The sequence below is a fragment of the Telluribacter roseus genome (assembly GCF_017355915.2).
Lineage (GTDB): Bacteria > Bacteroidota > Bacteroidia > Cytophagales > Spirosomataceae > Telluribacter.
Genome location: NZ_JAFEUV020000030.1, coordinates 1 through 26,767 on the forward strand (window position 1 = coordinate 1; position 26,767 = coordinate 26,767).

At 49.1% G+C, this 26,767-nt stretch carries 18 protein-coding genes; 10 read left to right on the plus strand and 8 right to left on the minus strand.

Translation table 11 applies throughout. The annotated features are described in order from the left end of the window. The first annotated feature begins 248 nt into the window (after nt 1-248). The 3 genes from JTN23_RS25435 (at nt 249) to typA (ending at nt 4,996) form a co-directional block, all read left to right on the plus strand. Nucleotides 249-1,709: a TlpA family protein disulfide reductase gene (locus JTN23_RS25435; RefSeq protein ID WP_247237938.1), complete on the plus strand. Its 1,461-nt coding sequence runs from the start codon at nt 249-251 to the stop codon at nt 1,707-1,709. Nucleotides 1,710-2,063: 354 nt separating this feature from the next. After that, nucleotides 2,064-2,945, plus strand: coding sequence for a methylated-DNA--[protein]-cysteine S-methyltransferase (locus tag JTN23_RS25440; protein WP_247237939.1), 882 nt, complete (start codon nt 2,064-2,066; stop codon nt 2,943-2,945). A gap of 236 nt (nt 2,946-3,181) precedes the next feature. Continuing rightward, nucleotides 3,182-4,996 (plus strand): translational GTPase TypA, encoded by a 1,815-nt coding sequence (typA, locus tag JTN23_RS25445; RefSeq protein ID WP_247237940.1) that lies wholly within the window; start codon nt 3,182-3,184, stop codon nt 4,994-4,996. 98 nt (nt 4,997-5,094) lie between these two features. Here the strand turns inward: typA and JTN23_RS25450 are convergent, their stop codons facing one another. Then, nucleotides 5,095-7,518, minus strand: a complete 2,424-nt coding sequence (locus JTN23_RS25450; RefSeq protein WP_247237941.1) for an ABC transporter permease — start codon at nt 7,516-7,518, stop codon at nt 5,095-5,097. Between the two features lie 146 nt (nt 7,519-7,664). After that, complete coding sequence (locus JTN23_RS25455) at nt 7,665-8,102, minus strand: NUDIX domain-containing protein (protein ID WP_247237942.1); 438 nt, start codon at nt 8,100-8,102, stop codon at nt 7,665-7,667. 112 nt (nt 8,103-8,214) lie between these two features. On the opposite strand from JTN23_RS25455, the gene JTN23_RS25460 reads away from it, so the two are divergent. Continuing rightward, nucleotides 8,215-8,952: a ThuA domain-containing protein gene (locus JTN23_RS25460; RefSeq protein ID WP_247237944.1), complete on the plus strand. Its 738-nt coding sequence runs from the start codon at nt 8,215-8,217 to the stop codon at nt 8,950-8,952. A gap of 54 nt (nt 8,953-9,006) precedes the next feature. After that, nucleotides 9,007-9,750 carry a ThuA domain-containing protein gene (locus JTN23_RS25465; protein ID WP_247237945.1) on the plus strand — a complete coding sequence of 248 codons (744 nt, stop codon included), beginning with the start codon at nt 9,007-9,009 and terminating at the stop codon, nt 9,748-9,750. 207 nt (nt 9,751-9,957) lie between these two features. Here JTN23_RS25465 and lpcA read toward each other — a convergent pair whose 3' ends face one another. Then, nucleotides 9,958-10,542 carry a D-sedoheptulose 7-phosphate isomerase gene (gene lpcA, locus JTN23_RS25470; protein WP_247237947.1) on the minus strand — a complete coding sequence of 195 codons (585 nt, stop codon included), beginning with the start codon at nt 10,540-10,542 and terminating at the stop codon, nt 9,958-9,960. A gap of 32 nt (nt 10,543-10,574) precedes the next feature. Next, nucleotides 10,575-12,266 carry a hypothetical protein gene (locus tag JTN23_RS25475; protein ID WP_247237948.1) on the minus strand — a complete coding sequence of 564 codons (1,692 nt, stop codon included), beginning with the start codon at nt 12,264-12,266 and terminating at the stop codon, nt 10,575-10,577. 188 nt (nt 12,267-12,454) lie between these two features. Here JTN23_RS25475 and upp point away from each other — a divergent pair, with 188 nt between their 5' ends. Beyond that, on the plus strand, nt 12,455-13,099 hold the full coding sequence (upp, locus tag JTN23_RS25480; RefSeq protein ID WP_247237949.1) for a uracil phosphoribosyltransferase: 645 nt from the start codon (nt 12,455-12,457) through the stop codon (nt 13,097-13,099). Between the two features lie 164 nt (nt 13,100-13,263). Continuing rightward, nucleotides 13,264-13,764 carry a pyridoxamine 5'-phosphate oxidase family protein gene (locus tag JTN23_RS25485; protein WP_247237950.1) on the plus strand — a complete coding sequence of 167 codons (501 nt, stop codon included), beginning with the start codon at nt 13,264-13,266 and terminating at the stop codon, nt 13,762-13,764. 85 nt (nt 13,765-13,849) lie between these two features. Here the strand turns inward: JTN23_RS25485 and JTN23_RS25490 are convergent, their stop codons facing one another. Continuing rightward, nucleotides 13,850-16,849, minus strand: coding sequence for a carboxypeptidase-like regulatory domain-containing protein (locus JTN23_RS25490; RefSeq protein ID WP_247237951.1), 3,000 nt, complete (start codon nt 16,847-16,849; stop codon nt 13,850-13,852). A 323-nt stretch (nt 16,850-17,172) separates the two neighbouring features. Here JTN23_RS25490 and JTN23_RS25495 point away from each other — a divergent pair, with 323 nt between their 5' ends. Further along, nucleotides 17,173-18,240 carry a mannose-1-phosphate guanylyltransferase gene (locus tag JTN23_RS25495; RefSeq protein ID WP_247237952.1) on the plus strand — a complete coding sequence of 356 codons (1,068 nt, stop codon included), beginning with the start codon at nt 17,173-17,175 and terminating at the stop codon, nt 18,238-18,240. Here the strand turns inward: JTN23_RS25495 and thiL are convergent, their stop codons facing one another. Continuing rightward, a complete protein-coding gene (thiL, locus tag JTN23_RS25500) occupies nt 18,241-19,272 on the minus strand; it encodes a thiamine-phosphate kinase (RefSeq protein WP_247237953.1) in 1,032 nt (343 codons plus the stop codon). A gap of 74 nt (nt 19,273-19,346) precedes the next feature. Next, nucleotides 19,347-19,793: a hypothetical protein gene (locus JTN23_RS25505; protein ID WP_247237954.1), complete on the minus strand. Its 447-nt coding sequence runs from the start codon at nt 19,791-19,793 to the stop codon at nt 19,347-19,349. 179 nt (nt 19,794-19,972) lie between these two features. On the opposite strand from JTN23_RS25505, the gene JTN23_RS25510 reads away from it, so the two are divergent. Together JTN23_RS25510 and JTN23_RS25515 are read left to right on the plus strand one after the other, a co-directional pair. Then, entirely contained in the window at nt 19,973-20,200 is a 228-nt protein-coding gene (locus tag JTN23_RS25510) for a cytochrome b5 domain-containing protein (RefSeq protein WP_247237955.1), read from the plus strand. Nucleotide 20,201: 1 nt separating this feature from the next. Next, a complete protein-coding gene (locus tag JTN23_RS25515) occupies nt 20,202-21,038 on the plus strand; it encodes an N-acetylglucosamine kinase (protein ID WP_247237956.1) in 837 nt (278 codons plus the stop codon). A gap of 9 nt (nt 21,039-21,047) precedes the next feature. Here JTN23_RS25515 and JTN23_RS25520 read toward each other — a convergent pair whose 3' ends face one another. Then, a complete protein-coding gene (locus JTN23_RS25520; protein ID WP_247237957.1) occupies nt 21,048-25,994 on the minus strand; it encodes a putative Ig domain-containing protein in 4,947 nt (1,648 codons plus the stop codon). Between the last annotated feature and the right edge of the window lie 773 nt (nt 25,995-26,767).

Consider the following 26,767-nt stretch of genomic DNA (forward strand, 5'->3'; position numbering starts at 1 on the left):
ACACAGCGCCGGCGTAGCACTTCGTACTCGGTTTGTTTATAGCTTGCCATAATAAGTACAAGGTTTGACTATTACGGATCTACTCACGCATTAATAAGTGGGGTAGACAGAGATTGTTCTTTGATTAGGATATGGGAGATAACTCCCACGACGGTGAAAATCCAGAAGTACAATAAATTAGTATAGTGTAAAATGATATAGATATGAATTTGCGCTATATTGATTCAGTTTTTATAATCACAAAGCGCATGAAATCACTCATTCCAATTCTCTGCACAATTATTTCCATCCTTTTTGTTGAAAGTTGTGTTTCTTCCTCGAAAGAGGATAAAACTCAAATAAATATCTCTTGTCGAGAATGCGCTGGAATGGAAGTATCGCTGAACATATCTACTATTTTACCTACTGGGCCTAAGGAGATTTATAAATCTCAGTTTGATTCCTCAGGGCGTGCAAGAATTGAATTTATCCAAAATGACACCCTCGATGCATCATTGGTAGTTGGCGAATCGAAATTCTTCACGACCCTGTACTTAGAGCCAAGATCAACTATTGATCTTACGATTGAGAATGGGCTCCCTACCTTTGAAGGGGATTTAAAAATCATTAATGCATATTATAATAAAATTGATTTGAATGCGAGAGAAGGGCAGGAATATGTAAACGCAAACTATGCAAGATATGTATCTGCATCTTCTTCAGAACAACAGGTGTATCTAGATAGCCTTACAACATTTGGCACAGAATTAAAAAATCAGATAGAAAAAGACAAATCTATTTCAAATCACTATCGAAAAATACTAATTGATAAACTTTCCCTTTTTGGAATTACTCAACGCATGCATTTTGACACTCAATTCGCTTATAAAGAAATAAGCAACAATGATATGAGCGTCGTTTTAGACTCAACGTTATCTGGTGCGTTCAAAGATGTAAGCTTGCATCCTAACTTTATTAATTATCCATCCTACACACGGTCTTTGAGTAATAGACTGGGGCCTATATTTGATGATATATTAAACTATCATTATGACAATGGAGTAAAAACAGATAAGTACGAATACGTTAAAGGAGCAATTGTAAAAGACGCAAGACTGAACGATTATCAAGAATTGCTACTAGCTTTATTTGTAGCTCATATGTCGTATGATTCCCGGATGGATTATGATTTGGAAGTAAAACTTATTGATTTGTTTCAGAAGGACTATCCTGACTCCAAATACTTGAAGGGGCTGAATTATATCCTTGCAGATTATCATGAATTGAAGAGTGGGATGCCTATGAAGGACCTGGAAATGCGGGATATTAACGAAAAAGCATTCAGCGTTTCCAGCCTTAAAGGAAATCTTGTATACATAGATGTGTGGGCGACGTGGTGTGGCCCATGTGTAGATGAATTGGAATATTCCAAAAAGTTATCGAAGAGATATTCAAATCATCCGGATTTAAAGTTTCTTTATGTATCAATAGATGAGGACACTGAGAGATGGAAGAAATTTTTGAGAAAAAACTCACAAATTAAAGGATTGCACGGCCTACAAAACTCTGAGTTTGTAGCAGATTCAAATATGATCACCAGCTTGTATAAAATCAGTGGGATTCCAAGATATATTCTGATTAGTAAAGATGGAAATATAATAACTGCTAACGCCAAACGCCCGTCGGAATTAGTATCCAATAACTACTTGGATTCTCTTTTAGCTCTCTAACTAAAATAACCTTGGGTAAGGTCCGGTGAGTCACATCTTTGTAGTTTATGCCTTCTGCCATTGGCGGAGTTATCTCCGCCAGCTCCGCGGGTTCTCCTACTGTGACTCCCGTTCGGGGGCCGCGCCAGGGGCAGGAGGTAAACATAAGCGTCAGTGGCCGCTCCTTATTTTTCTAATTGTATGGCATTTTTCTAATTGTACGGCGGGATGCACAGGAGTTGTCTGGCTAAGCCGTGGGAGATAACTCTTACAACGGTGGAACGGTGGAAATTACCTTCACCTAAACAATAGCAAGATTCAGATTGTGAGCCTCTCCCTGTGGCCGTATCTTTGGTTGGTAAACAGACTACTACTATGGAAGAGCAAAGCAGCCCCTTACTGGACTACCAGCGCATCGAGAAAGCCATCCGCTACATTGGGGAGAACTATAAGCGGCAGCCCAGCCTGCGTGAGATTGCGGATCACGTGGCGTTGTCGGAGTACCACTTCACCCGGCTGTTCAGTCGGTGGGCGGGTACCAGTCCGCAGCGCTTTATGCGGTACCTAACCAAGGAGTTTGCGAAGGAACAACTGGTACGGGAGGTGAATCTGTTTGATGCTACCTATGCCTCGGGGCTTTCCAGCCCCAGTCGCCTGCACGACCTGTTTGTAACCTACGAAGCCATGACCCCCGCCGAGTACAAGGCCAAGGGTGAAGGTCTGACCATACGATACGCCTTCCACGAGACGCCGTTCGGCGAGTGCCTGCTGGCTCTGACCGAGCGGGGCATTACAGATTTGCGCTTTGTGGAGGAAGAAACCCGTAGTACTATCCTTGAACAACTACGCACCGACTGGCACAACGCCACCTGGCAGGAAGACGCCGACGCTACCCTTCCCCTGATCCAACAGATCTTCTACTCTACCGCCGCTACGCCCGATCGTCCTATAACCATGCTGCTGCGGGGCACCAACTTCCAGATCAAGGTATGGGAAGCGCTGCTGCGGATCCCCTTCGGGAAACTTGTTAGCTACGACCATGTAGCACAGTACATTGAACAACCAACCGCCCAGCGCGCGGTAGGAACGGCCATCGGCAGCAACCGGATCGCGTACCTGATCCCCTGCCACCGGGTACTACAGAAGGTAGGCGGACTGGGGGGCTACCGCTGGGGTACCGCCCGCAAACAGGCTATGCTTGGCTGGGAAGCCGTACAGACTCAGCCGGTGGTACAGTCGGAGTTGGACCTTTCTTAACACTGGCTTAACACACCATTTGCATTTCTCTCAGATTAATCACTCTTTTTTCAAAAACAATGGATTTAAAATTGTAAAAAACTGTTATACAGAGAATAAAGTCCGTACCTTTGCGGCTTATTTGGGTAAAAAGGCCTTTTGAGTAATAGCTTCATAATGAAGCCCTGGTGGTCAGAGTAGCAGGCTGAACTCTTTTGCCCGATTATCTATTAGAACTGAAAACAGTAATAAAATACATGCAATCCATTCGTAACATCGCAATTATTGCGCACGTTGACCACGGTAAAACTACGCTGGTTGACAAAATCATTCATGCTTCAAAGCTATTCCGCGACAATCAGGAGTTCAACGACCTGATTCTTGACAACAACGATCTTGAGCGTGAGCGTGGAATTACCATCGTTTCCAAAAACGTATCGGTACGCTACAAGGATGTAAAGATCAACGTAATTGATACACCGGGCCACGCCGACTTTGGTGGTGAGGTAGAGCGTGTACTCAAAATGGCCGACGGCGTGCTGTTGCTTGTGGATGCTTTCGAAGGTCCTATGCCACAGACGCGCTTCGTACTGAGCAAGGCTGTTCAGCTAGGTCTGAAGCCTATCGTGGTGGTTAATAAAGTAGATAAAGAAAACTGTCGCCCCGAGGAAGTACAGGAAGGTGTATTTGACCTGATGTTCAACCTGGGTGCTACCGAAGATCAGCTTGACTTTGTAACTGTATACGGTTCGTCGAAGCAGGGCTGGATGGGTCCGGACTGGCAGACGCCTACTACGGATATTACCTTCCTGCTGGATACAATCATTGAGCAAATTCCACCGGCTCCTGTAAACGAAGGTACTGTACAGATGCAGATCACTTCACTGGATTACAACGCATTCGTAGGTCGTATCGCCATCGGACGTGTACTGCGTGGTACACTGAAAGAAGGTTCGGCCGTAACGCTGTGTAAGGCTGACGGTGTGAACAAGAAGGTACGCATCAAAGAGCTTAATGTATTTGAAGGACTGGGTAAGCAAAAGGTAAGCGAGGTTTCGGCCGGTGATATCTGTGCTGTAACCGGTATCGAGGATTTTGAGATTGGCGATACCATTGCCGATGCCGAAAATCCTGAGCCACTCCCACGTATCGCGGTAGATGAGCCTACCATGAATATGCTCTTTACCATCAATAACTCACCGTTCTTTGGTAAGGAAGGCAAATTCGTAACATCACGCCACCTGCGTGACCGTCTGCTGAAAGAAACTGAGAAAAACCTGGCGCTACGCGTAGAGCCTACCGATACTGAAGATAAGTTCCTGGTATACGGACGGGGTATCCTGCACTTGTCAGTACTTATTGAGACCATGCGTCGCGAGGGCTACGAACTACAGGTAGGTCAGCCACAGGTACTATATAAAGAAGATGAAAACGGCCAGCGCCTCGAGCCTGTTGAAACCCTGGTGGTGGATGTACCGGAGGAGTTTGCCGGTAAGGTAATCGAATTGGCTACCCAGCGTAAGGGTGAACTGCTGATCATGGAGCCCAAGGGCGACCTGCAGCACCTTGAGTTTGAGATTCCTTCACGTGGTCTGATCGGTCTGCGTTCTAACGTACTGACTGCAACCCAGGGTGAAGCCGTAATGACGCACCGTTTCAAGAGCTTTGAGCCATTCCGTGGACCTATCCCAGGCCGTATCAGTGGTTCGATCATCTCAAAAGGAACCGGTACTGCTACGGGTTATACCATTGATAAATTACAGGATCGTGGCCGCTTCTTTGTGGAGCCGGGCGAGGAGATCTACGGTGGACAGGTAATTGGCGAGCACAACCGCCCTAACGACATCGTAGTGAACCTGCAGGAAGCCAAAAAGCTGACTAACATGCGGGCTTCCGGCTCGGACGACGGTCTGCGTATCGCTCCGAAGATCAACTTCTCACTGGAAGAATCGATGGAATACATCCAGAAGGACGAGTACCTGGAAGTAACGCCTCAGAACATCCGGATGCGGAAGATATATCTGGACGAAAACGACCGCAAGCGCTACGCCAATAAAATGGAGATGGCTTAATTCGTATTTGAATTATATAAAAAGGTACTTAGAGTCCGAAAGGAGTTCTAAGTACCTTTTCTTTTTTAGAAGCAAGTACAACTAGTAACAAAGGCTGCTTATTCCGACCGCAGATTCTTTACCGGATTCATCATCGCCGCCTTAATGCTGTGAAAGCTAACTGTTATCAGGGCAATGCCCACCGCCAAAGCACCCGCTAAGGCAAATACCCACCAGGCTAGCTCGATTCTATGCGCAAAGTCCTGCAGCCAACGCTCCATTGCGTACCACGCCAGGCAGGAAGCTACTACCACGGCCAGGCCTACCGGCCTGAGAAAATCCTTCGACAGTAACACCACAATACTCCCTACGCTAGCTCCCAATACTTTACGCACACCTATTTCCTTCGTACGGTTTTTGGCCGTGTACATAGCCAGCCCCAGCAGCCCCAGACAGGCTATACCTACCGCTAACAGCGAGAACCCACTGAACAATTTAGCCAGTTGCTCCTCCGACTTGTACTGCTGCTGAAAGTGGTCGTCCAGAAAGAAGTATTCAAACGCATTACCCGGATAGACTTCCTGATAAGTAGCCTCAATAGCCGGAAGGGTACTTCGCAGTGCCTTGCCTTGTAGCGTAATGGTCAGGTACGTACTGTTCCAGGGGATGTGGTAAAACAGAATGGGAGTATTCACCATTTTCAGGGACTGCTGGTGGAAGTCCTGCACGACCCCCACGATCCGTTTGGGATTTACATCTCCGATCTCCTGATTAATGGCACTTTCGGGCGTTGGAAAACCGAAGGCACGTAGCGCAGTCTGGTTAATGATAATGGCACCGTCGTCAAGCAGTACATTCTCATGGAAGTTTCGGCCGGCTAGCAGGTCTATTTCGTAGGCTGAAATAAAATCTTCGTCCACGGCCAGAATACTACACAGCTTGAAATCAGCACCGGCATCCTGAAAACGCTTAAACTCCTGGGTCCAGAAAATCTCCTGACCCGGTACTTCCGAAGATGCCGTTACGTTTTTGACTCCCACATTCTCCCCTACCCTTTCCTTAAAAAGAGCCAGTTCGTTCATAAAGCTTTCCGACTGCAGTACCTTGGGAGCTTTCACCACCAGTTTCTGCTCAATGCTCATCCCCAGATCCTGGTTCTGCATGAAGTTGAGCTGCTGATTGATCACAATAGTAGCTATGATCAAAACTACCGAGGCGGTAAACTGAAACACCACCAGGCCCTTGCGGAGTAACTCGCCTCCTACATGCCGGGAAATACGTCCTTTCAGAACGGCTATGGGCTTATAGGAAGAAAGAATAAAGGCAGGATAGAACCCGGAAAGAAAGAACCCCAGGCTAAAGATGATAACTGCAACCACCCAGAAAACGGGCTGCTGAAACAGCGTATACCCAATGGGGGTATGGATCCAGCCATCAAAGACAGCGAGTACCACTACAAACAGGAGGGCGGCAAGAAAGAGCGAGCTAAGATTAACTACGAAAGATTCAAACAAAAACTGCCTGACCAACTGCTGCTTGCCCGATCCCAGAGCTTTGCGGATACCTACCTCCTTGGTGCGTTCGATACCCAGGACAGTCGTAAGATTAATGTAATTCAACCACCCGATCGCAAGGATGAGCAGAGCCACCAACACCAGGATATAAATGGTTTCTATCTTCCCGTTAGGCTTGATCTCAGAAGGCATTCGGGAGTAGAGGTGAATATCCCGCAGGGGCTGTAAGACAAACTTCTGTTCTACCTTGTACTTCCTCAACTGCTTACCAATGTGCTTTTCGATAAGGCCCGGCAGCCGCTTTTCCAGCGATTCTGCTGAGGTACCTGGCTTCAGGAGCAGGTAGGTATAGAAGTTGGTCCAGTACCATCCCCCATTAGCAAACTGGTTGTTGGTGAGCAGATTCCGGATTGAAAAAAGAAAGTCGAAATGAAAATGGCTATTCGGAGGAAAATCAGCAAACACCCCTTCAACGACATAAGTACCTCCTTTCCAGTTTGAGTTTAAGGTAAGAGTTTTTCCAACGGGCTCTTCCCGGCCAAAGTACTTCTGCACCATGGACTCTGATATCACCACCGACTCCGGCCGGCGCAGCACCCGATCCGCCGAACCTTTTAGGAGGGGAAAGGAGAATATGTTGAAAAAAGAAGAATCCGTATAAAACGCCCTCTTCTCGTGGTAGCTAACTACTGCCCCCGCTCCATTTTGGTAGCTGATCATGCCGTCGGCCTCGTGCAACCGTACAAAATCCTGTACCTCCGGAAAAGCCTCCATGATGGCGGGTGCTTCGGCATAGTAGCTAATGGCACTGCTGTTGGTCAGTACTCCATTCTTATAATCATCCAATCGGATTCGATAGATGTTATCAGCCTTCTGGTGGAAGGCGTCGTAGCTCAACTCATAGAATACATAGCGGGTAATCAGCAGAAAAGCCGCCATACTGGCCGCTAACCCACCTACCATGATCAGCGAAATGTACCTGTGCTTGATCAGGTTCCGCAGGGCTACTTTCAGGTAGTTATGTATCATACCAGATGCTAATTAGAGTAGATGATTGTAAGCCTGATAAATATAGCTAAATTATTAGTTATAGAACTATATAATTAGTTATATTAATTTTAATCTACTCTGATTATTCCCAAAAGTGACACGGTGTCACTTTTGGGAATAATCATCTATACAAAAGGCTGCTCTATTCTACCGATGTGAGTGGAGGGTAAAGTACCTTCCAAATGAGCAAGGAGTTTAACACCTACCTGTGGGTACAATATCAGGCTTTGTAGCTCCGAAACAGGTACCCAGGTGATGGCGACTGCAGTAGTGTGTTCAGCATTTAACTCGGGTTGTCCGGTAAGGCCCTTTACCTCAAAAACACAGTGCAGCGTATCTTCTTTACCTCCCCAATCAATCACCTCCCCACACAGGACCATCTCCCCTACCTGAACCTCCACGCCCAGCTCCTCGTGCAACTCCCTTTGCAGCGCTTCTCTAAGACTTTCGCCCGGATCAGGATTCCCGCCGGGCAACATATATACATCGGTGTTACCGTAGCTGTACTGCATCGTAAGAATGGAATCATTGTCTATAATCAGGGCGGCAGGCCTTACTCTCATGGTATAGTCGATTAGTTTGGTTTGGTAATTCTGTAAAAAAACGAGTACTTATGCAAGTAAGGCCTACCTACTGTACGGCTTTATCTTGTAGTCCAAGTCCATTTAGCGCATTATGAAATCTCTGTTAGTCTCTCTGCTTTCCTTAACAGTACTCTTTCTTTTTGTTGATGCTATTTCCCCCAATCCACCCCGTAAGGATGCCATCCTGGTATTCTCAAAGACCAAAGGCTTTCGCCACCAGTCCATCCCAGATGGGAAACTAGCCTTACTCCAAATGGGCAAAAAGATTGGCATCCGGGTAGATACTACCGAGGACGCCTCTGCTTTCACTTCTGCCAATCTACGCAAATACAAGGCTCTGGTTTTCCTGAGTACATCGGGTGAGGTATTTGATGAGGAGCAGAAAAAGGCGTTCCAGGAATACATCCGCAAAGGAGGCGGATTTGTGGGTATCCATGGCGCTACGACTACCGAGTACAAGTGGCCCTGGTACAACCAGCTCATAGGGGCCTACTTCCTGGACCACCCCAAGCCTCAGAATGCCTCCATCGACGTCTGGAACCGGGACCATCCGGCTACACGCGTACTACCCGCCCGCTGGAACCGCTTCGACGAATGGTACAACTACCGCGATATGCAGCCCAACCTCAAAGTGATAGCCACGCTGGACGAAAGCAGCTACAAAGGAGGTAAACACGGCCGCATTCACCCCTTTGCCTGGTACCACGAGTTTGACGGCGGCCGGTCGTTCTACACCGGCGGAGGCCATACCAAAGAATCCTATTCGGAGCCTCTGTTTATGCAGCACGTGCAGGAAGGTATACTCTGGGCCATGAAGCGTAGAAAATAAATAGTAGCTGGCTCTCTATTTTTGCTTTATCAATAACATTATAAACACGAACCCATGAAACACATTTATCTGCTGCTTATCCTGCTTTGCGTTACTTCTGTGTCATTTACGAGTACTGCACAAACCAGAAGATCGACTACCAGAGATGCTGTGCTGGTATTTTCAAAAACGGCTGGCTTCCGCCACCAGTCCATCCCTACCGGCAGGACGGCTCTTTATCAGCTAGGCCAGAAGAATAACTTCCGGGTAGATACCACGGAGGATGCCTCTGTCTTTACGTACGACAACCTGCGCAAGTACAAGACCATCGTGTTTCTAAGTACTACGGGCGATATCTTGAATCAGGAGCAGCAGGCGGCCTTTGAGCAGTACATTCAGAAGGGAGGTGGCTTCGTAGGCATACACGCCGCCGCTGATACCGAGTACGAATGGCCTTGGTACAACAAGCTGGTAGGTGCTTACTTCCTGCACCACCCCAAGCAGCAGAATGCTATTATCCATGTCTGGAACCGGGAGCACCCTACGGTTAGCTTCCTGCCTGAGCGCTGGAAGCGCTTCGACGAGTGGTACAGCTACAAGAGCATTCAGCCGGGTATCAAGGTACTGGCTACGCTTGATGAATCAACCTACGAGGGAGGACGTAACGGACGCAACCATCCGTTTATCTGGTACCACGAGTACGACGGCGGTCGGGCTTTCTACACCGGCGGAGGCCACACCAACGAATCGTTCGAGGAGCCTCTGTTCATGAAGCACGTTCTGGAAGGAATTAAGTGGACAATGAAGCGGACGAAGTAGCTAGTAGGTTGTTAGGGCTTAGGTACTTAGGTATTCAAGAAGTAGCCCTCAGGTAGATCAACCCTACCAATACAAAAGAGGGTGAAACGGTTGCCGTTTCACCCTCTTGCTATTTATGTCGTACGCGAAGCTTGCCTCATCCGGAAGTAAGTGCCAGTTAATCCATACCTCTACTACCTAACGCCTAACCAGCTACTACCTAACTACCTACTCGCCCAGTACCATCTTCTCGATCAGGAGAATGAAGATGTGTATCACCTTGATATGGATCTCCTGAATGCGATCGGCGTAGCCAAAGTGCGGCACCCGGATCTCGACATCGGCCAGGCCAGCCAGCTTTCCACCGTCTTTACCGGAAAGAATAATGACCTTCATACCTTTGGCACGGGCTGCCTCTACGGCTCTGATGATATTGCCGGAATTACCGCTGGTACTGATACCCAATAGCACATCACCGGCCTGGCCCAATCCCTCTATGTAGCGCGAAAACACGTACTCAAAGCCGTAGTCATTGCCGACGCAGCTCAGGTGGCTTACGTCCGAAATAGCAATGGCCGGCAGAGAGCGGCGGTTGTCGCGATAGCGGCCCGAGAGCTCTTCGGCGAAGTGCATGGCATCGCAGTGGGAGCCCCCGTTACCACAGGAGATAATCTTGCGGTCGCTTTTGATAGCTTCGGCCATGAGGGTAGCCGCTTTTTCGATGGCTTCCTGGTGAGCTGGATCAGCCAGAAAAGCGTTAAGTACGCGCTGGGCTTCGGTTAACTCCTGCTCAATAATATTCTGAAAATTCATGGTGCTGGTTATACTAAGTGTAAAGTAAGCGTCTAAAAAGTATGCTGTCGGTTAGCGATGTTGTACCGCAGGCCTATTGTAGCCATACTGGTCTTATGGTCGGGGTCGCGCCGGTAGCTGGTGCGGCGCCCCAGATAGCGGCCTTCCACAAACAGGTTATGCGCCAGCATATAGGACAGTCTCAGGTCGCCCAACGTGGTAATGGCTGATTTGCCCTGGGTGATGTAGTTACCAAAACTCCGGGTTCGCGTCTCGTAGTCCAGCATAATGTTACCACCCCAGTTTCTGCCGAAGGTATCAAGTCCCTTGTCCGACCACATGGCTGTGAAGTAGCCCGTAAGACGGGGGGATACCTTGTAACGCACGATACCCAGTACCTCCACAAAATTAGCGCCCAGCGGGTGGGCGAGCGGCTGGCCGAAGTGGGCGTAGTTACGCCCTCCGTCGCGGTGTGAGTACATAAAAGGCCGTGCAATGTTGTATTCGGCCTGTAGGTCCAGGTTGGGTACTCCAAAGGCATCGACGTATTTCCCTCCCAGTTGCAGGGCGTACTTCTTGGTCCAGGACCCCTGATTGGTAAAGAAGTACCTGGTCAGAAACTCATCCAGCAAAAACTGCCCGTATACCGAAAACCGCTGCGCCAGGAGCCAGCGAAAATCAAATCCCAGCAGCGCGTTATCTTCACTCCCTACGTAGGACTCCACAAAACGGTAGAATATAATCGGATTGAGGTAGTTGAGATCGTAGCCGCCGTTACCGGTGCTATCACCCCGGCTGAATACCTCCGCTTCAAATACCCCTATGTTGAAGCGGTCGGTCAGGTTGATACTCAGGTGATGCATGGCCGTGTACTTCCGGGCGCGGAGCAAATCCCCTCTGAAAGCCCCCTGCGAATTGATCATGCTCGACCACAGGTTGGTATAGCGGAAAGGGCCCAGCTGCGTATCGATTCGCAGGAACAGGTAGGGTGCGCTGATGTCGGACAGCAGCAGAGAGCGGTAGCCGTTCCCGATAAAATTGCGGTCGTGTCCGAATTGTAAGCTGATGTTTTTGATGGGCCGGAAAGTAATATAGCCGCGCCCCGACATAAAGTCTACACCCGTCCGGCGCAGTGGCTTAGCCATGCCTTCGCCCGGGAAAGTATAGGTATTGGTATAGTCTTCGGTATACTGCGAGAAGTAGTTGCGTACATACTCCGGAAAGGTACCCTGATTGTCCGATATGAATGTATAGAAGCCCAGCTTCTCATTGATCATGCCACGGATCTCTACGCCGCGGCCCGTAAACCAGAGCGCTGAATTGGTATTGTTCTCGGCGCCGTAGAAATTGTCAGTAGCAAAGTTGACGTGCAGGTCAAAATCTTCGTTGTGCAAACTGTACAGATCGGCCGGATGGTTCCAGAAGGTACGATCGCGTCTTTTGCGGTAGGGTAAGGAGCCCAGGCGGCCGGGGTTGTTGTAGTAGGCAGTGATGGTATCGGATGTCCACTCCCAGCTATCGTCGCGCAGGTACCGGATAGCGGCCCGGTCTATCTCGGTGAGCCCTACGCCACCGTATTTAAGTATAGTGTCGGTAAGCTGCACCACCGCTCTCCGCTCAAAGGGTTTCACTCCGTAGTGCAAGCCTTCCGAAAGCTTTCCCCGCTTGATTTCGAGCCGGTCAATGAGATGATGATAATCATCATTGAGAGGGATAAAGGTACTTTGAGCTTGACTCGAGGGCACACCTCCTAAAAGAGCACACAGAATAAATAAAAACGTACTATATCTTTGGATCATAAGATAGGTAATCCTTTTCTTGCACTGGTTTTCTCCACATAAAGGGTGCCAATGAGTTTTTCGCCTTTTAAAGTGCCAAATTAGGTAACAATTTGTATAATCGTTACTGTTTTTTCTTAAACCTATTTAACGCTATGTTCATCCTCTCTCAGAAACACTCCGTAGCAGATCAGTTTCTGGCCGAATTAAGAGATGTTTCCATCCAGACCGACAGAATCCGGTTCCGGCGCAATCTGGAGCGGCTGGGAGAGTTACTGGCTTATGAGATTTCCAAGACCCTGCCCTACGGCCCCACTACGGTACAGACGCCCCTCGGCGTAGCTCCTGCGCGTACCTTACGGCAGCCCGTGGTGCTGGCTACGGTACTGAGGGCCAGCCTGCCGTTTCATCAGGGGTTTCTGAATATGTTTGATCAGGCCGAAAATGCCTTCATAGGCGCTTACCGTGGCCACCATATCAATAGTGATGAGTTCAGTGTGGAGATGGACTACATTACCAGCCCCAGTCTGCAGGGCAAGACGCTCATCCTGATGGACCCCATGCTGGCCACCGGACGCTCGCTCGAGAAGGTGTACCACGCGTTGCTCAGGTTTGGCATACCCGCCCAGACCCACGTGGCCTCCGTTATTGCCAGTCCGGAGGGTGTAGACTATCTGCGTAAGCGGATGCCCGAGTGCCGCCTGTGGCTGGGCGCAGTGGACGATCATCTCAACGAACACTACTACATAGTACCCGGCCTGGGCGATGCCGGCGATCTGGCCTTTGGCCCTAAGGAATAATAACTAGTTGATTTTCTTCTGATCTAACAGCAGGGTATGGGTATTATTCTCAACACCCGCTGCTGCCTGTCTGTATGGCTATCCTGGCTACCTGTGTGAATATGGAGCCGGGGCGCTGGCACTATTTTGTTAGCTGTTTTGGTATAAAACAAAAAAGCTAAATTATGAAAACGGAAGAAGCAACACAGGCTGACCTGAAGAAAATTCAAGATATCATCGATGATATAAAAGTGGCGATGGTAGTAACTATGGAACCTAATGGCGACCATCGTAGCCGTCCTATGCAGACGCAGAAGTTTGAAGAAGATGGCAGCCTTTGGTTTTTCACGAATGAGCATTCCCCCAAGATAGAGGAGCTGAAGCAGCACCCTAACATAAATGTCAGCTATGCCGATAGAGGATTACAATCGTATGTGTCCATAACCGGTACGGCTAGTGTGGTCACCGACCGCCAGAAGATAGAAGAGCTGTGGAACCCTATCCTGAAGGCCTGGTTTCCCAAGGGACTGGAAGATCCTGAGCTCGCACTACTCAAAGTAGATATCAAAGAAGCTGAGTACTGGGATGGTAATTCGTCCCGCATGGTGCAGGCCTATAAAATAGCCAAGGCCCTGGCCACCGGAGAGCGGTACGACCAGGGAGAGAACAAGAAGATTTCTCTCTAAGGAACATATACCTATATAATATAACAGAAAAGGACGCAGCGTGTATGCTGCGTCCTTTTCTGTTATTGGTCAACTCTTTTCTTTCCTAACGATTCAACAGTTCATCAAACGTAAGCGATACGTAATACATAGAGCCTACCGCCGCACTACCATAGGCCTGCACGTAAGGCTTACCAAACAGGTTGGTACCTCCTACCTTCAGGATAGACCGGATACCGGGTAGCTTGGCACTCACCTGCGCATCAAGGTTACTGATAGCCGGTACTATGGTATTGGTGAACAGCGGTACTCCCGTAGTGGTAGCCTGCACGAATCCGGCCTCCCACACAAAGCTATCCTGATGACGGAACTGAACGTTGAAGCCAAAGCGCTCGCCACTACCAATCCGCTTACCTACTCTCAGATTATAGCGGTTGCGGGGCGTATTGAATGCAGAGAACTGGTGCTCTGGCGTAGGTACATAGTTGGTCAGCTCATTGTTAGCCATATTGGCTCCCACAAAGAAATTGTGAGGCAGGGAATAGTCGGCGCTGATGGCAAAGCCTTGTACAGTGATGGATTCGTTGCTATTGGCTGGACGGGAGTAGGCAACCCGTGTGTTAGCACTTCCAACACCTGACTCTATGGGTAGGCCCGGTGCCGCTGGTGCCGTAGGCACGACAATCACGGTACCTCCGATGAAGTTGGTGTACTTACTCAGGTAGTAGTAGGCATCTAAATAGAGCTTTCTGCCTATGATACCTTTGTAGCCAATCTCATACGAAGCAATGCGCTCGGGCTTGAGCTCAGGAGCCTGGTACTTAGGCATAGCGGCCAGAGCAAATGCAGGGAGTACCTGTTTTACAGCTCCGGCCAGATTGGCCTGAAGTGCTCCGGGAAGAACAGAACCAACCCCGGCCTGAACGGCTCCGGCAATAACAGTTGGATTGTTAGGTATTTGACCGGCAGCTACCGCAGCATTAACCTGTGCGGTAACCGCGGCGGTTACCTGCTGGGTGATTGCCTGCGTAGCATACTGAGTAGCCGCTGCAATCACCGCGGGTTGTGTAGCATAGGAAGCAATTACCGCAGGATCCAGGTTCTGACGCAGGATACCATTGTTCAGATTATAACGGGTATTGAACTCAGGTAGTCCGCCAATCAGTACGCCGGCCGGCGTTGCCAGATCAATGTACTGGTTTTGGGTCGTAGGAATACGGAAACCCGTCTGGTACGACAGGCGAACATTGTGCTGTCCAAAGGTAGTTACGGCCGATACCCGTGGCGTAAACTGACCCTTGAAGTTTTCGTTCTTGTCGTAACGCAGCGAGCCTGTGAGTTTCAGGTGGTCCTGAAGCAGGCTCTTACCTGCTTGTACAAATGCGCCGTATTCGGTGATACCGATGGTACCACTACGTCCTTCTTTGGTATCGGCAAAAAGAGTACCGCCCGACCGTAGCTGGTACTGACGGATATTAGCCCCGGCCGATAGATCCATAAACTTAATCTCATTCTTGAACTGGTAGAGACCTTCGGCATGGTACATGTTGGTCTTATCCAGGAAGCCGCTTCCGCCTTCTGTAATGGGCAGGTTGCGGTACTCATTGAGCAATGAAGTAAATGCCTCGGTACCTGGCTGAGGCATGTTACGGTCAGCAAACTGGCGGGCCGCCGTATGAGCCATCTCTTCGTTAGCACCCTGTGTACGTGCCTGTACAAAAGCCCCCGCGTACTCACCAAACCATATAGGATGATTCTTGATATCATTAAGCATGGCCACAGCTGTAAGCCCCGCTACGTATGATTGTCCGGAACGCTCCTGAGTCGTGTAGGCACGTACCGTAAAGTTGTCTCCGCGTAGCTCCAGCTTCGCCTGCGTCAGGTTGAAGTTGCGCAGGGAGTACCGGCCTACACCCGTATACATGGTAGTACCGTACCCGTAGTTTACCTGTCCTATGGCTTCTACTTTTTCATTCAGGCGGTAGTGGAGCGCTACGTTGGTTTTAAAGCTCTTGGTATTATAATCAACCAAGTCTTTTTCATAATAGCCCGTACGGCTCACGTTGGTATTAGGCAATAGTCCGACAGCAGCAGCAGGCAACAGGCCTAAGGAAGCTAACGTCTGACCTACGGTATTAAGGTTAGCCTGTACCTCATCGCCGTATATATTCACACCATCATAATCAGTTTCTACGCCCGGACCGCGCGTACCATTTTCTACTCCACCCACATTAAGGTTGGAGTAGTTGGTAGCCTGCCAGTCTTTGGCCTGTAAGTAAGACAGGTTCACTTTAAACGCAAGGCGATTATTGAATGCCTTGGCATACCGTACTGATACATCGTTGAACGGAGTAATCTGCTGATCACGATTGCTGGCGCTCATTACCCCCGTTTTGACACTGGCACTTAATCCCTGGTACAGGAAAGGGCTTTTGCTGTTCATCAGGATGAGGCCATTGATCGCGTTAGGACCATACAGAGCCGAGGCGGCTCCCGGCAGTACCTCCACACTTTCCACATCCAGCTCGGGCATACCCACAATGTTATCCACAGGAAAGTTGAGGCCCGGTGCTGAATTATCCATTCCGTCGATCATCTGTACTACCCGTGGGTTACCGGTCGTACCAAAGCCACGCATGTTGATGGATTTGAAGAGCAATCCCTGCGTAGTCATATCGACGCCTTTCAGATTAGATAATGCATCATAGAAGCTGGCAGAAGGCGAAGCGCGGATGTCGCGAATGTCCATTTTTTCGATGGCTACCGGTGCCTGCATGATGCTCTCCTCCACCCGTGAGGCCGCTACTACTATCTCCTGCCCCATGATAGGCTGCTCCTTCAGACTAATGTCCAGATTACTTTGCTCACCGCTAATGTTTACCTCCTGAGTCTCATAACCCACCGACGAGATGGTGATCGCAAAAGGAGGTGCAGTGGTGGTGGTCAGGCTGAATTTACCATCCGTATCCGTAATGGTACCTATTACTTTACCTTTTACCTGAATACTCACTCCGGCCAAAGACTCACGGGTAGAGGCATCAGTTACCTTACCAGCTATCCTTACCTGGGCAAAAGCGGCTATACTCCCGCACACAAAAAAAAGCATCGTTAAATACGATGCCCGTTTAGTAAATATTTTTCGCATAGATCCCGAGGATTAAATTGATTTACGGTTAATGTATATGAAACACAATTTAGCCATATACAGCAATATTTTATATTTTTTCTAATAATTATTCAAAATGTGCAATTTTGCGCCCCTCTTATAAACCTATAGTACAATATATTGGTTAAAAAGGGCCTTTAGTAGATAGTGGTACGCCCCAATGTAAGTACAGTAGGCCTGCGTAGTCACTAGGGTTTTTATTCTATAATTTAAAAAATGATAGCTTTGTCAACAGTTGTTCACCCTTAATAGCCACGTCTTTTATGCAAAATACATATGTTGTAATCATGGCTGGCGGAGTAGGTTCCCGTTTCTGGCCTTTTAGCCGTACTTCCTATCCGAAGCAGTTCCATGATGTATTGGGTACCGGCAAATCACTCCTTCAGCAAACAGTAGACAGGTTTGCAGGAGTATGTCCTCCCGAAAATGTATACATAGTTACCAGTCAGGAGTACAAAGAGCTCGTGCAGCAGCAACTCCCTGCACTTGGCGAAGATCAGATCCTGCTGGAACCCTACCGCCGCAACACTGCCCCCTGTATTGCTTATGCCTGCTACAAGATTGCTTCCCAGGATCCTGATGCCAATATAGTGGTGGCTCCCGCTGATCATATCATTCTGAAAGAGGAGGTATTCCGAGATACCATCAAAGTAGCCCTGGCCTCTACCCGCCAGGAGGACATACTGGTGACGCTGGGTATCCAGCCCAATCGCCCCGACACGGGCTACGGGTATATACAGTACATTCCCGACAAGCGTACCGTTAAGAAAGTAAAGACTTTCACTGAAAAGCCTCACCATGAGCTGGCCGTTCAGTTTCTTGAGAGCGGGGACTTCGTCTGGAACGCGGGTATCTTTGTGTGGAACGCGCGGGCCATCAAGCAGGCCATCCGGAAGTACATGCCTGAGATTGCCGAAATCTTTGAAGATGGATCAAAGACCTTTTTTACCGATCAGGAAGCCGGATTTATCAATAAAGCCTACTCACACTGCGGCAACATATCGGTAGACAACGGTATCATGGAGAAAGCTGACAATGTACACGTAGTACTGAGTGACTTCGGCTGGTCGGACCTAGGTACCTGGAAGTCGCTGTACGAGGTATCCACCAAGGATCAGAACAACAACGTAACGGATGGGCAGCTACTACTGTACGACACGCAGAACTGTATCATCAAGACACCCAAGGATAAGCTAGTGGTCATCAACGGCCTTGAAGACTTCATAGTAGCGGAGTATGACGGGGTGCTCCTCATCTGCCGTAAAGACGAGGAGCAACGCGTCAAAGAGTTTGTGGCGGATGCCAAGCAGCTTCACACCAAATTCTGCTGATCAGGAGAAATGATTCCAGCCCTGGGCGGTAATCGGATAACGGTTGCCGCCCTTGGTGCTTAAGATTACTTCATCAGTCTTGTCTGTGATATAGCCAATGAAGCTGATCTTGGGATTATTCTTGACCTTATTATAGTCGTCCTGCCGGATGGTAAACAGCAGCTCATAGTCCTCACCGCCGTTCATGGCCGCAGTCACCGGATCCAGGTTCAGCTCGGTACCTACCAGGAACGTCTGCTCATCAATGGGTAGGTTTTCTTCGACTATGATGGCTCCTACTTTGGATTGGCTACAGATATGCAGTATCTCCGAAGCCAGTCCATCCGACACGTCGATCATGGAAGTAGGTACTACGCCCGCTTCTTCCAGCTCATATATTACATCCATGCGGGCTTCGGGCTTCAGCTGGCGCTGTACTACATACTCTTTCCCTTCCAGCTCAGGCTGCATGTTGGGGTTAGCCATAAACACCTGTTTTTCCCGCTCCAGTAACTGGAGGCCCATGTAGGCACTACCCAGGTCGCCGGTAACACACAGGATGTCGTTGGGGCGGGCAGTATTGCGATAGGCTACCTTTTCCCTGGCTACCTTACCAAATACCGTCACCGAGATGATCAGCCCCGAACGTGATGATGTAGTATCGCCTCCTACCAGATCTACGTTGAAATCTTCGCAGGCTGCTTTTATACCCGCGTAGAGTTCCTCCACGGCCTCTACCGAGAAGCGGTTGCTTAGCCCCAGGCCTACTACCACCTGCCGTGGCACGCCATTCATGGCGGCTATGTCCGATACATTGACCGAAATGGCCTTATAACCCAGGTGCCGGAGGGGCGAAAACGCCAGGTCGAAGTGCACGCCTTCCACCAGCATATCGGTTGTGATGAGTCCATACTCCTGACCCTGATCCATAACGGCGGCATCGTCGCCGATGCCCTTGATTGTATCGGGCAAAGCAGGCTGAAAGCCTTCACTGAGTCGGCGAATCAGGCCGAACTCTCCCAGAGTACCTATTTCAGTTCGTGATTGTGTCATAGTACAAAGTTAGCCAAAAACAGCAAGAAGCCGCCTCGAGGCGAGGCGGCTTCTCCGTTCAAGAACTTGTGTGATTATGGGTTAGTAAGTGTGTATTTATTAATGGTTCCACCCGTTTTTACACTGGTTGTAGTACGGGTGAGGGTCATGCGGGTATCCGTAAAATCGCTGATTGTAAACTCGATAGTACCGCCGGATCCGGTTGGCTGCGGATTCAGGTTTTTCAGGATCAGGCGAGTATCGCCCTGCACTTCCCACTGGCCTGTAAATGTATTATTGTCAAATTCAGTATAGGTAGCCGTACCGGAGCTATTAAGCGTCAGGCGCCAGTTGGAGTAGCCGGGGCGGGTATTGCTGGCACCTCCCTTTGTAAATACCACTGTACTACCCTCCGTAACCGTTTCGGGCGACCAGGCTTTGGCAATACGCTCCGAAAGTGGGGGTACCGGCTTTTTACAGCCCGTTACTACAATGGCCAATGCAATGACCAGGTACCAAAGGATAGTTTTATTTTTTCTCATAGCCTTACCTAATTATTTTCAGTAGAACGAAGGATGGAACAAATCATGTACAGGTTTTGATATTCCTTTTCAATCATGGTACAATTTCTGACTTTTAAATCATATTTTCAAACTTTTGTTTATTAACGCTGCGGACCAGCATCTGCTCGTCTGTTTCGGAATAGAGTAATGGTATTTTAATGAAAGAATATACGCGTGCCCAGCTGGCCCTGCGCAATGGTCAGGATCGGGAAGAAATATGGTGTGCCTACCAGGGAGTTATTTATGATGTAAGCCCGTCGAGGCTGTGGCGTAATGGTAAGCACTACGAGCACTGGGCCGGACAGGACCTGACCAGGGAGCTCTCCGATGCCCCCCACACCAGCCGGGTCTTTGAACGATTTAAAGTAGTAGGAAAACTGATTTAGCATGATACTCATTGCCGATAGCGGCTCCACCAAAACCGACTGGGTAGCCTACGGTACCGGAGCCCAGCCCCTACGTTTCCAGTCGGTGGGCTTCAACCCTTTTTACCAGTCCAAAGAAGTGATCGCTGAGGCGCTACGGCAGGAGGTAGTACCTCAGGTACCTGCGATAGAGTCGGTGTACTTCTATGGCGCGGGCTGCGCCGACGAAACATCAAGCCAGCCAGTTCGCCAGGCTCTCCAGCAGAGCTTTCCGATGGCTCACATTGAAGTCCAGAGTGATCTGCTGGCGGCTGCCCGCGCTTTATGCGGCCATGAGTCCGGCATAGCCTGTATACTGGGTACCGGTGCCAACAACTGCCTTTACAACGGGGAGCGTATCGTTAATAACATTGGATCGCTGGGCTTCTGGATGGGTGACGAGGGCAGTGGTGGCTACCTGGGAAAAACCCTGGTGGTCCGGTATCTGCACAGGGAGCTACCCGAAGAAATTCAGGAACGCTTTACCGTCGCCTACCCGGGTACTGATCGCTTTCTGGTACTGGACAACGCCTATAAGAAGCCCTTCCCCAATCGCTACTTTGCCACCTTTACCCGCTTTCTTTCCGAGCACATTACTCACCCGTACATTCAGCAGCTCCTCATAGAGGCGTTTGGCCTGTTTCTGAGTAAGTACGTGATCAAGCATCCTGACGCTACCGCCTATCCTGTTCATTTTGCAGGCTCGGTGGCTTACTACTTCCAGGACCAACTAACGGAGGCGGTACGGGAAAAAGGACTACGCATGGGTACTATACAAAAAAGCCCCATGGAGGGGCTTCTTCGTTATCATCAGTCTTGATATCAGGTACTATCTGGTTTCTGATTTGAGGAGCTTTATGGTACGTTGCTTACCATTGGCTTCCTGAACTCGCATCAGGTACATACCCGGTGCGGTGGCTACGTCGGACAGGTCTACTTCGAGTACTCCGCTGTTCATCTTCCACCGCTGAGCATCCAGAGGTAAGCTGCGTCCTTCACCGGTCAGTACCTCTACACGCTCTATGCCCGTCTGGCTCTGTACACCGGTCTGCAGTTGTACGCGATCCCTGAATGGATTGGGATAAGCCTTCCAGGAAGACTCCGAGTTAAATTCAGGCAGGAACTCTACGGCCTCATCGCTGGCGATACGAACTCCTGTCTGACTAATTCTGAAGGTAGAGGTCTGGGTTGCCACCAGTACTCCATTATTGTAAGCCATTAGTTTTAGCGTATAGGTTCCGGCGATTGGTGTGAAACCAGCCTCATCGTGGTACAAACTGAAGTAGGGCGGCGTATCATCCGTAAAGTACACAGGAGGTATCGAACCTGTAATCTCGTACGTCACGGAGGTGATGCTGGCATTGCTGGATACAAAGATGTTCACCGAGTTAGGAAGCTTGGATAGATCCAGTACGTCTCCGTTGGCAATACGATGTATAAACTTGCGGGTCGATATACTACCTGGCTGGTACAGATCCGCATACAGTATGGGCTTCTCCACCTTGATCTTAAGTATTACTTCGGTGACGGCATCTCTATCATCCTTTACCTTCACTTTTACCTCGTAGCTACCCGCTGCGGTAGGATTGCCGCCCAACTGGGAGCCATTGGCGGTTAGGCCCGTGGGCAGCGTAGAAGCATACGAAATAGATACGATCTGTCCATCTCCATCCTCAAAGTACTCTTTGATATCAAAGTGAAACACCTGACCCACGATGGCTACCAGTTCAGGCAGCTCTTTGCTAAGCTGAGGAGGCTGGTTGACGCCCCCTACCCTGATTCGGAAGGTTGTATTAACCGAAGCACCGACGTTATCAAAGGCGGTAACATTCACTACGAAATCTCCCGAAGCGGTTGGTTCGCCACTAATAGTTAATCCCGATGCTGTTAGTCCAGCGGGTAGCCCGGTGATCTCGATGCGGACTACTTCACCATCCGGATCCGTAAAGGTGCTGGCAGGTAGGGTGTAGCTGAAGGCTGTACCTACCGAGGCTAGCTGGTTGGGGATAGGGTTGGCTACCACCGGCGGCAGATTATCCTTTGTTACTACTAACTTAAAGGTAGTCTGAACGGTAGCGGAGGCATCGTCGGTTGCAGTAGCTGTTAACAGGTACTCACCCGCGGTAGTAGGAGTTCCGGATAGCTGACTACCCGAAGCAGTCAGTCCGTCTGGTGCTCCCTGTATCGTAATCCGGATAATGGTACCGTCCGGATCAACAAAAGTACTGTCGGACAGGCGGTAGCTGAATGCCTTACCTACCTTGGCTGCCAGATCAGGAACAGGCTTGTGCACGATGGGAGGTACATTTTCGGCAATGATTGTAAATCTGAAATGAGTCGTCACCGAAGCACCCTTATTATCGGTGGCCTTTACCTGCACAGTCCACTCACCTTTGCGGGCCGGAGTACCTTTGATTACGGTACCATCCCAGTTCAGCCCTTCCGGCAAGTCATTCATAGTTACAGAGGCGATGGTACCATCCGGATCAACAAAGGTATCATCGGCCAGGCGGTATTCATAAGGCTTGCCCGCCAGTGTCTGCAGGCTCAGCAGCGGTTTGTTTATTATAGGAGCTTTGTTAGGTACTTCCTCTTCCGCCACCACATTGATCTTGAAGAAAGCCTGTACAGAAACGTTACTGTTGTCCGTCGCAATAGCAATGAGCTGATAAGTACCTACTGCCTTAGGTGTCCCTGATAGCTGGCTACCTGAGGCCGTAAGTCCTTCCGGAGCGCCTAGTATAGCGATGCTCTTGATCTCACCATCCGGATCAGCAAAAGTCGAATCAGGTATGCGGTACTCAAATGGCTTGTTAACAAACGTTGTCATATCAGCAATCGCATGCTGCACTACCGGAGCCCTATTCTCAACCGTAATGATAAACTTGAAATGAGTCGTTACCGAGGCATCCTTATCATCCGTAGCTTTTACCTGCACGGTCCACTCGCCACCACGGGCCGGAGTACCTTTAATCACAGTACCATCCCAGCTTAATCCTTCCGGCAGGTCGGTCATGGTCACAGAGGCGATGGTACCATCCGGATCAACGAACGTATCGTCGGCTAGGCGGTACTCATAAGGCTTGCCCGCCAGCGTCTGCAGGCTCAGTAGCGGCTTATTCACTACCGGAGCCTTGTTAGGTACTTCCTCCGATACAACGTTTATTTTGAAGAAAGTCTGCACCGACAGGTTACCATCATCAGTAGCAACGGCGATGAGTTGGTAGGTACCCACCGCTTTGGGAGCGCCCGACAGCAGATTACCGGAAGCCGTTAATCCTTCGGGTGCCCCTAGTATGTATACGTTTTTGATACTTCCATCCGGATCGGCGAAGGTTTCGTCAGGAATGCGGTATTCAAAAGGCTTATTGACGGTAGCCACCTGATCGGGAATGGTCTGCTTTACAACCGGAGGTACGTTATCGGCCGTCACCATGAACATAAATTCTGTTGAAGATGACGCGCCTTTGTTGTCGGTTGCTTTCACCTTGGATGTCCAGTAGCCCTTCTTCTGTGGAGTACCTTCGATGGTCAGCCCGCTGGCGCTCAAGCCATCGGGTAAGCCCGTAATTTCGAAAGAAGCAATCGTACCATCCAGATCCACAAAGGTACTGTCGTGGAGCTTGTACTTGAATGGCTCCCCTACTTTGGCTAGGAGTCCGACCGGAGTCTTGTACAGGAACGGTGGCTGGTTGCTTTCCCCTTCGCCCTCAATCACTACAAAGTTTACCACCTGCTGATTAATAACATCCCCCTGCATATCTGCTTTGGAGTAGGATTTGAGGATAAGGCGGTAGGTACCCGGCAATAGGCTCAGTCCTCCGTTATCACCAAACAAGCCATAGGGCTCTTTGCTATCTACGGTACTTACTGAGTAGGGGCCGGACAGGGTGAATACATAGCTGCCTACAGTACCGGTACGGGGGGAGGCCATTATGTTTACCGTTTGGGTATCACCTGATATCCGGATAGTGTCTCCGTCCTGGATGTACCGCAGAAAGCGGCGGGTCAGGAAGTTACCTGCCTTATACAAACTAACCAGGTTTGGAGCCTCTGATGTTCCTACTGTTATGGTGAAGGTAGTGGACACGCTGGCTCCCAGATTATCTATAACCTTTACATTGACCGTGAAATCCCCCGTTCTGTTAGGCCGGCCTTCTATGTTCCAGCCATTCATCGAAAGGCCCTCGGGTAGTCCTTGTGCTTCTACGTTTACCAGATACCCGTCTTCGTCATGGAAGTTCTCCTTAGGTATCGAGTACTGGAACCAGTTGCCGGTAGTACCTTTCTGATTGGTAAGCGCCGCTACTACTTTGGGAGCCTTATTTTCTACAGGTACTTCACCCAGCAGATCCTCCTCCAGTACTACATTAATGGGTTTCCTCGATGCGTTGTATTCATTCCGCCAGCGCTCCTGCACCCCTCCGGTACTATGCCGGATCGCCTCCGAAAGCTTATAGCTCACGGTCTGGGTGGGATGAATACCGGGAACAGAGCTTTTGAGCCATTTGTCTGCCATTTCACGCATAATCGCTTCGCACCGGGGATAGGCGTCCATCTGGTCGAAGCCTACCATATTTATCCAATCGGCCCCGTGCTCAAAGCTCTCGTTGAAGTAACGGCGGTAAATATCCATTTCGTCGGCCTGCCCTCTGGCACGGAATACCTCATTACCGATCATCCGGCCGGGTAGGTTTGTTCTGAGCAGGTCCATCGAGAACCGGTGGTCGTAGTAGAAGCCGTCATTGACCTTGATACCCCCGTCGGCCAGCTGCCCCAGGCTCTTAAATCCATAGGTACCTCGGGTCTGGGTAATACCATCAAAGCAGCTGCCTATGTCCAGCAGGTACTTATACGAAGGATCAACACTCTTGATGGCGCGCGCCATCCGGTCTGAGTACTTTTTCAATTCATGGTGCCTGAACAGGTACCAATCCAAACCACTATTATGTGCAAATACATCCCAGTAGTTTCGGGCAGCAGGTGGATAAATATCAAATTTCGAAAAGTCAGCGCCCCACTGCCTGTTCAGGTTTCCTATGGTCTTGTACTTATTCTGGAGCCACTCATTAAAGGCTTTGACACTATGCCCGGAATAATCATTAACCTGCATGGTTTCTCTTCCCTCGGCTGGATCATATACCGTAATGGCGTACCCAAGCTCAGAGTCATTGTTGTTAGCCACAGCTATATTAACGATATGCCCGGCCCGCTGCTCCGGCAGGAAGTGCTGAGCTACTTCTTTAACAAAGGCCTCTACTTCAGCTACGGCATTTTCGTCAGAGTAGCTAAATCCGGAGAGTAATCCTCTTTTCAATCCTAAGTTAGAGACGGGTATGGTACTACTGGGCCACCAATGCTGATCGTCATGACGTGCTACCCAGATCCTCAGGAAAACCTTGCAGCCGAGCCTCTTGGCAAGAGCCACCTGCTTATCGTACTGGTCCCAGGTGGGCTGTGCCCCCCGGTGCGAATAGACTCTCTCCCAGTTTACATTCAACTGGAAGGAGTTGATACCAGCCGCGGCCGCTCTTTCCATGATAGGTAAATAATGATCCCCCTGCTCTACGTTGAAGATACATATACTGATGTAACGGGGACGATCTGTTACCGGAACAGGTGTGGATAATGTAAGGCCGGATCTCAGGGCAGAACCGCCAATGGCACTCTTTGCTTTTTCTCTTTCTCTGCTCCAACCTTTTCCGGAGTAAAGGCAAAACACTCCTATGAAGGCCGCGATAACCGCCAGCCTTAGTGGGGAAACTTTAAAAAGCATAATGTAAAAGTTTTCTTGTGGTAGCTCTTATTTAGCTTATGGAAAAGTTCAGGAAGTGTGTGTTGAAACGCTATTGTTTTTTAGGGAGCAATTTCCTTGCCATTTTGATAAATAATATTTTACTATTTCAACTATTGGTTTATAGTGAAAAGCCTTTGCGTAGTTACATCACCCTTACTTAATTACCGGCTGGATAGGCTAAAACCAGGGCAGGAAGTAACAATAGGTGAATAATACCATAGAAGCACAACTATCTGTAAAACAAATAGTACTATACATATACCGTCATAGAAAATCGAAGGCAAATAGAGAATACAAGGCCTTTATTCAGTAATAGTATACTTACAACTACGGTTGAATTTTATCCTGACAAGGAAGTTTTTTGGATGTCACTGATAGAGGGACCAGCAATTATTCAGCCACTCTTACAGATAATTAACCATTAGGCTACAACTATATTTTGTAGTAAAAAAACATGAAATATTTATTCAGGCATGATCTTTGTGAAGCCCAAAATACCTTCCTAGTTGCTCTTCTACCTACTGATCTCTCTGGACATCTGTATTAGATCTTGGAAACTCATATCTATAATATAAACCAGCCTCTGGCTGTCCCTGTGCAGCCAAAGTAGATATTATCCCCAAAAGGAAGTATCTTTAGGAGTAGCCTTGGGTATTATTAATGCGTGAGTAGATCCGTAATAGTCAAACCTTGTACTTATTATGGCAAGCTATAAACAAACCGAGTACGAAGTGCTACGCCGGCGCTGTGTC

Coding starts and splice junctions, on each gene's coding strand:
- JTN23_RS25455 (WP_247237942.1), bottom strand. CDS start 8,102: ATGAGAGTAAGGCCTGCCGCCCTGATTATAGACAATGATTCCATTCTT.
- JTN23_RS25505 (WP_247237954.1), bottom strand. CDS start 19,793: ATGAGAAAAAATAAAACTATCCTTTGGTACCTGGTCATTGCATTGGCC.
- JTN23_RS25465 (WP_247237945.1), top strand. CDS start 9,007: ATGAAACACATTTATCTGCTGCTTATCCTGCTTTGCGTTACTTCTGTG.
- JTN23_RS25490 (WP_247237951.1), bottom strand. CDS start 16,849: ATGCTTTTTTTTGTGTGCGGGAGTATAGCCGCTTTTGCCCAGGTAAGG.
- JTN23_RS25520 (WP_247237957.1), bottom strand. CDS start 25,994: ATGCTTTTTAAAGTTTCCCCACTAAGGCTGGCGGTTATCGCGGCCTTC.
- JTN23_RS25515 (WP_247237956.1), top strand. CDS start 20,202: ATGATACTCATTGCCGATAGCGGCTCCACCAAAACCGACTGGGTAGCC.
- JTN23_RS25495 (WP_247237952.1), top strand. CDS start 17,173: ATGCAAAATACATATGTTGTAATCATGGCTGGCGGAGTAGGTTCCCGT.
- upp (WP_247237949.1), top strand. CDS start 12,455: ATGTTCATCCTCTCTCAGAAACACTCCGTAGCAGATCAGTTTCTGGCC.
- thiL (WP_247237953.1), bottom strand. CDS start 19,272: ATGACACAATCACGAACTGAAATAGGTACTCTGGGAGAGTTCGGCCTG.
- JTN23_RS25440 (WP_247237939.1), top strand. CDS start 2,064: ATGGAAGAGCAAAGCAGCCCCTTACTGGACTACCAGCGCATCGAGAAA.
- JTN23_RS25510 (WP_247237955.1), top strand. CDS start 19,973: ATGAAAGAATATACGCGTGCCCAGCTGGCCCTGCGCAATGGTCAGGAT.
- JTN23_RS25485 (WP_247237950.1), top strand. CDS start 13,264: ATGAAAACGGAAGAAGCAACACAGGCTGACCTGAAGAAAATTCAAGAT.
- JTN23_RS25435 (WP_247237938.1), top strand. CDS start 249: ATGAAATCACTCATTCCAATTCTCTGCACAATTATTTCCATCCTTTTT.
- JTN23_RS25460 (WP_247237944.1), top strand. CDS start 8,215: ATGAAATCTCTGTTAGTCTCTCTGCTTTCCTTAACAGTACTCTTTCTT.
- JTN23_RS25450 (WP_247237941.1), bottom strand. CDS start 7,518: ATGATACATAACTACCTGAAAGTAGCCCTGCGGAACCTGATCAAGCAC.
- typA (WP_247237940.1), top strand. CDS start 3,182: ATGCAATCCATTCGTAACATCGCAATTATTGCGCACGTTGACCACGGT.
- lpcA (WP_247237947.1), bottom strand. CDS start 10,542: ATGAATTTTCAGAATATTATTGAGCAGGAGTTAACCGAAGCCCAGCGC.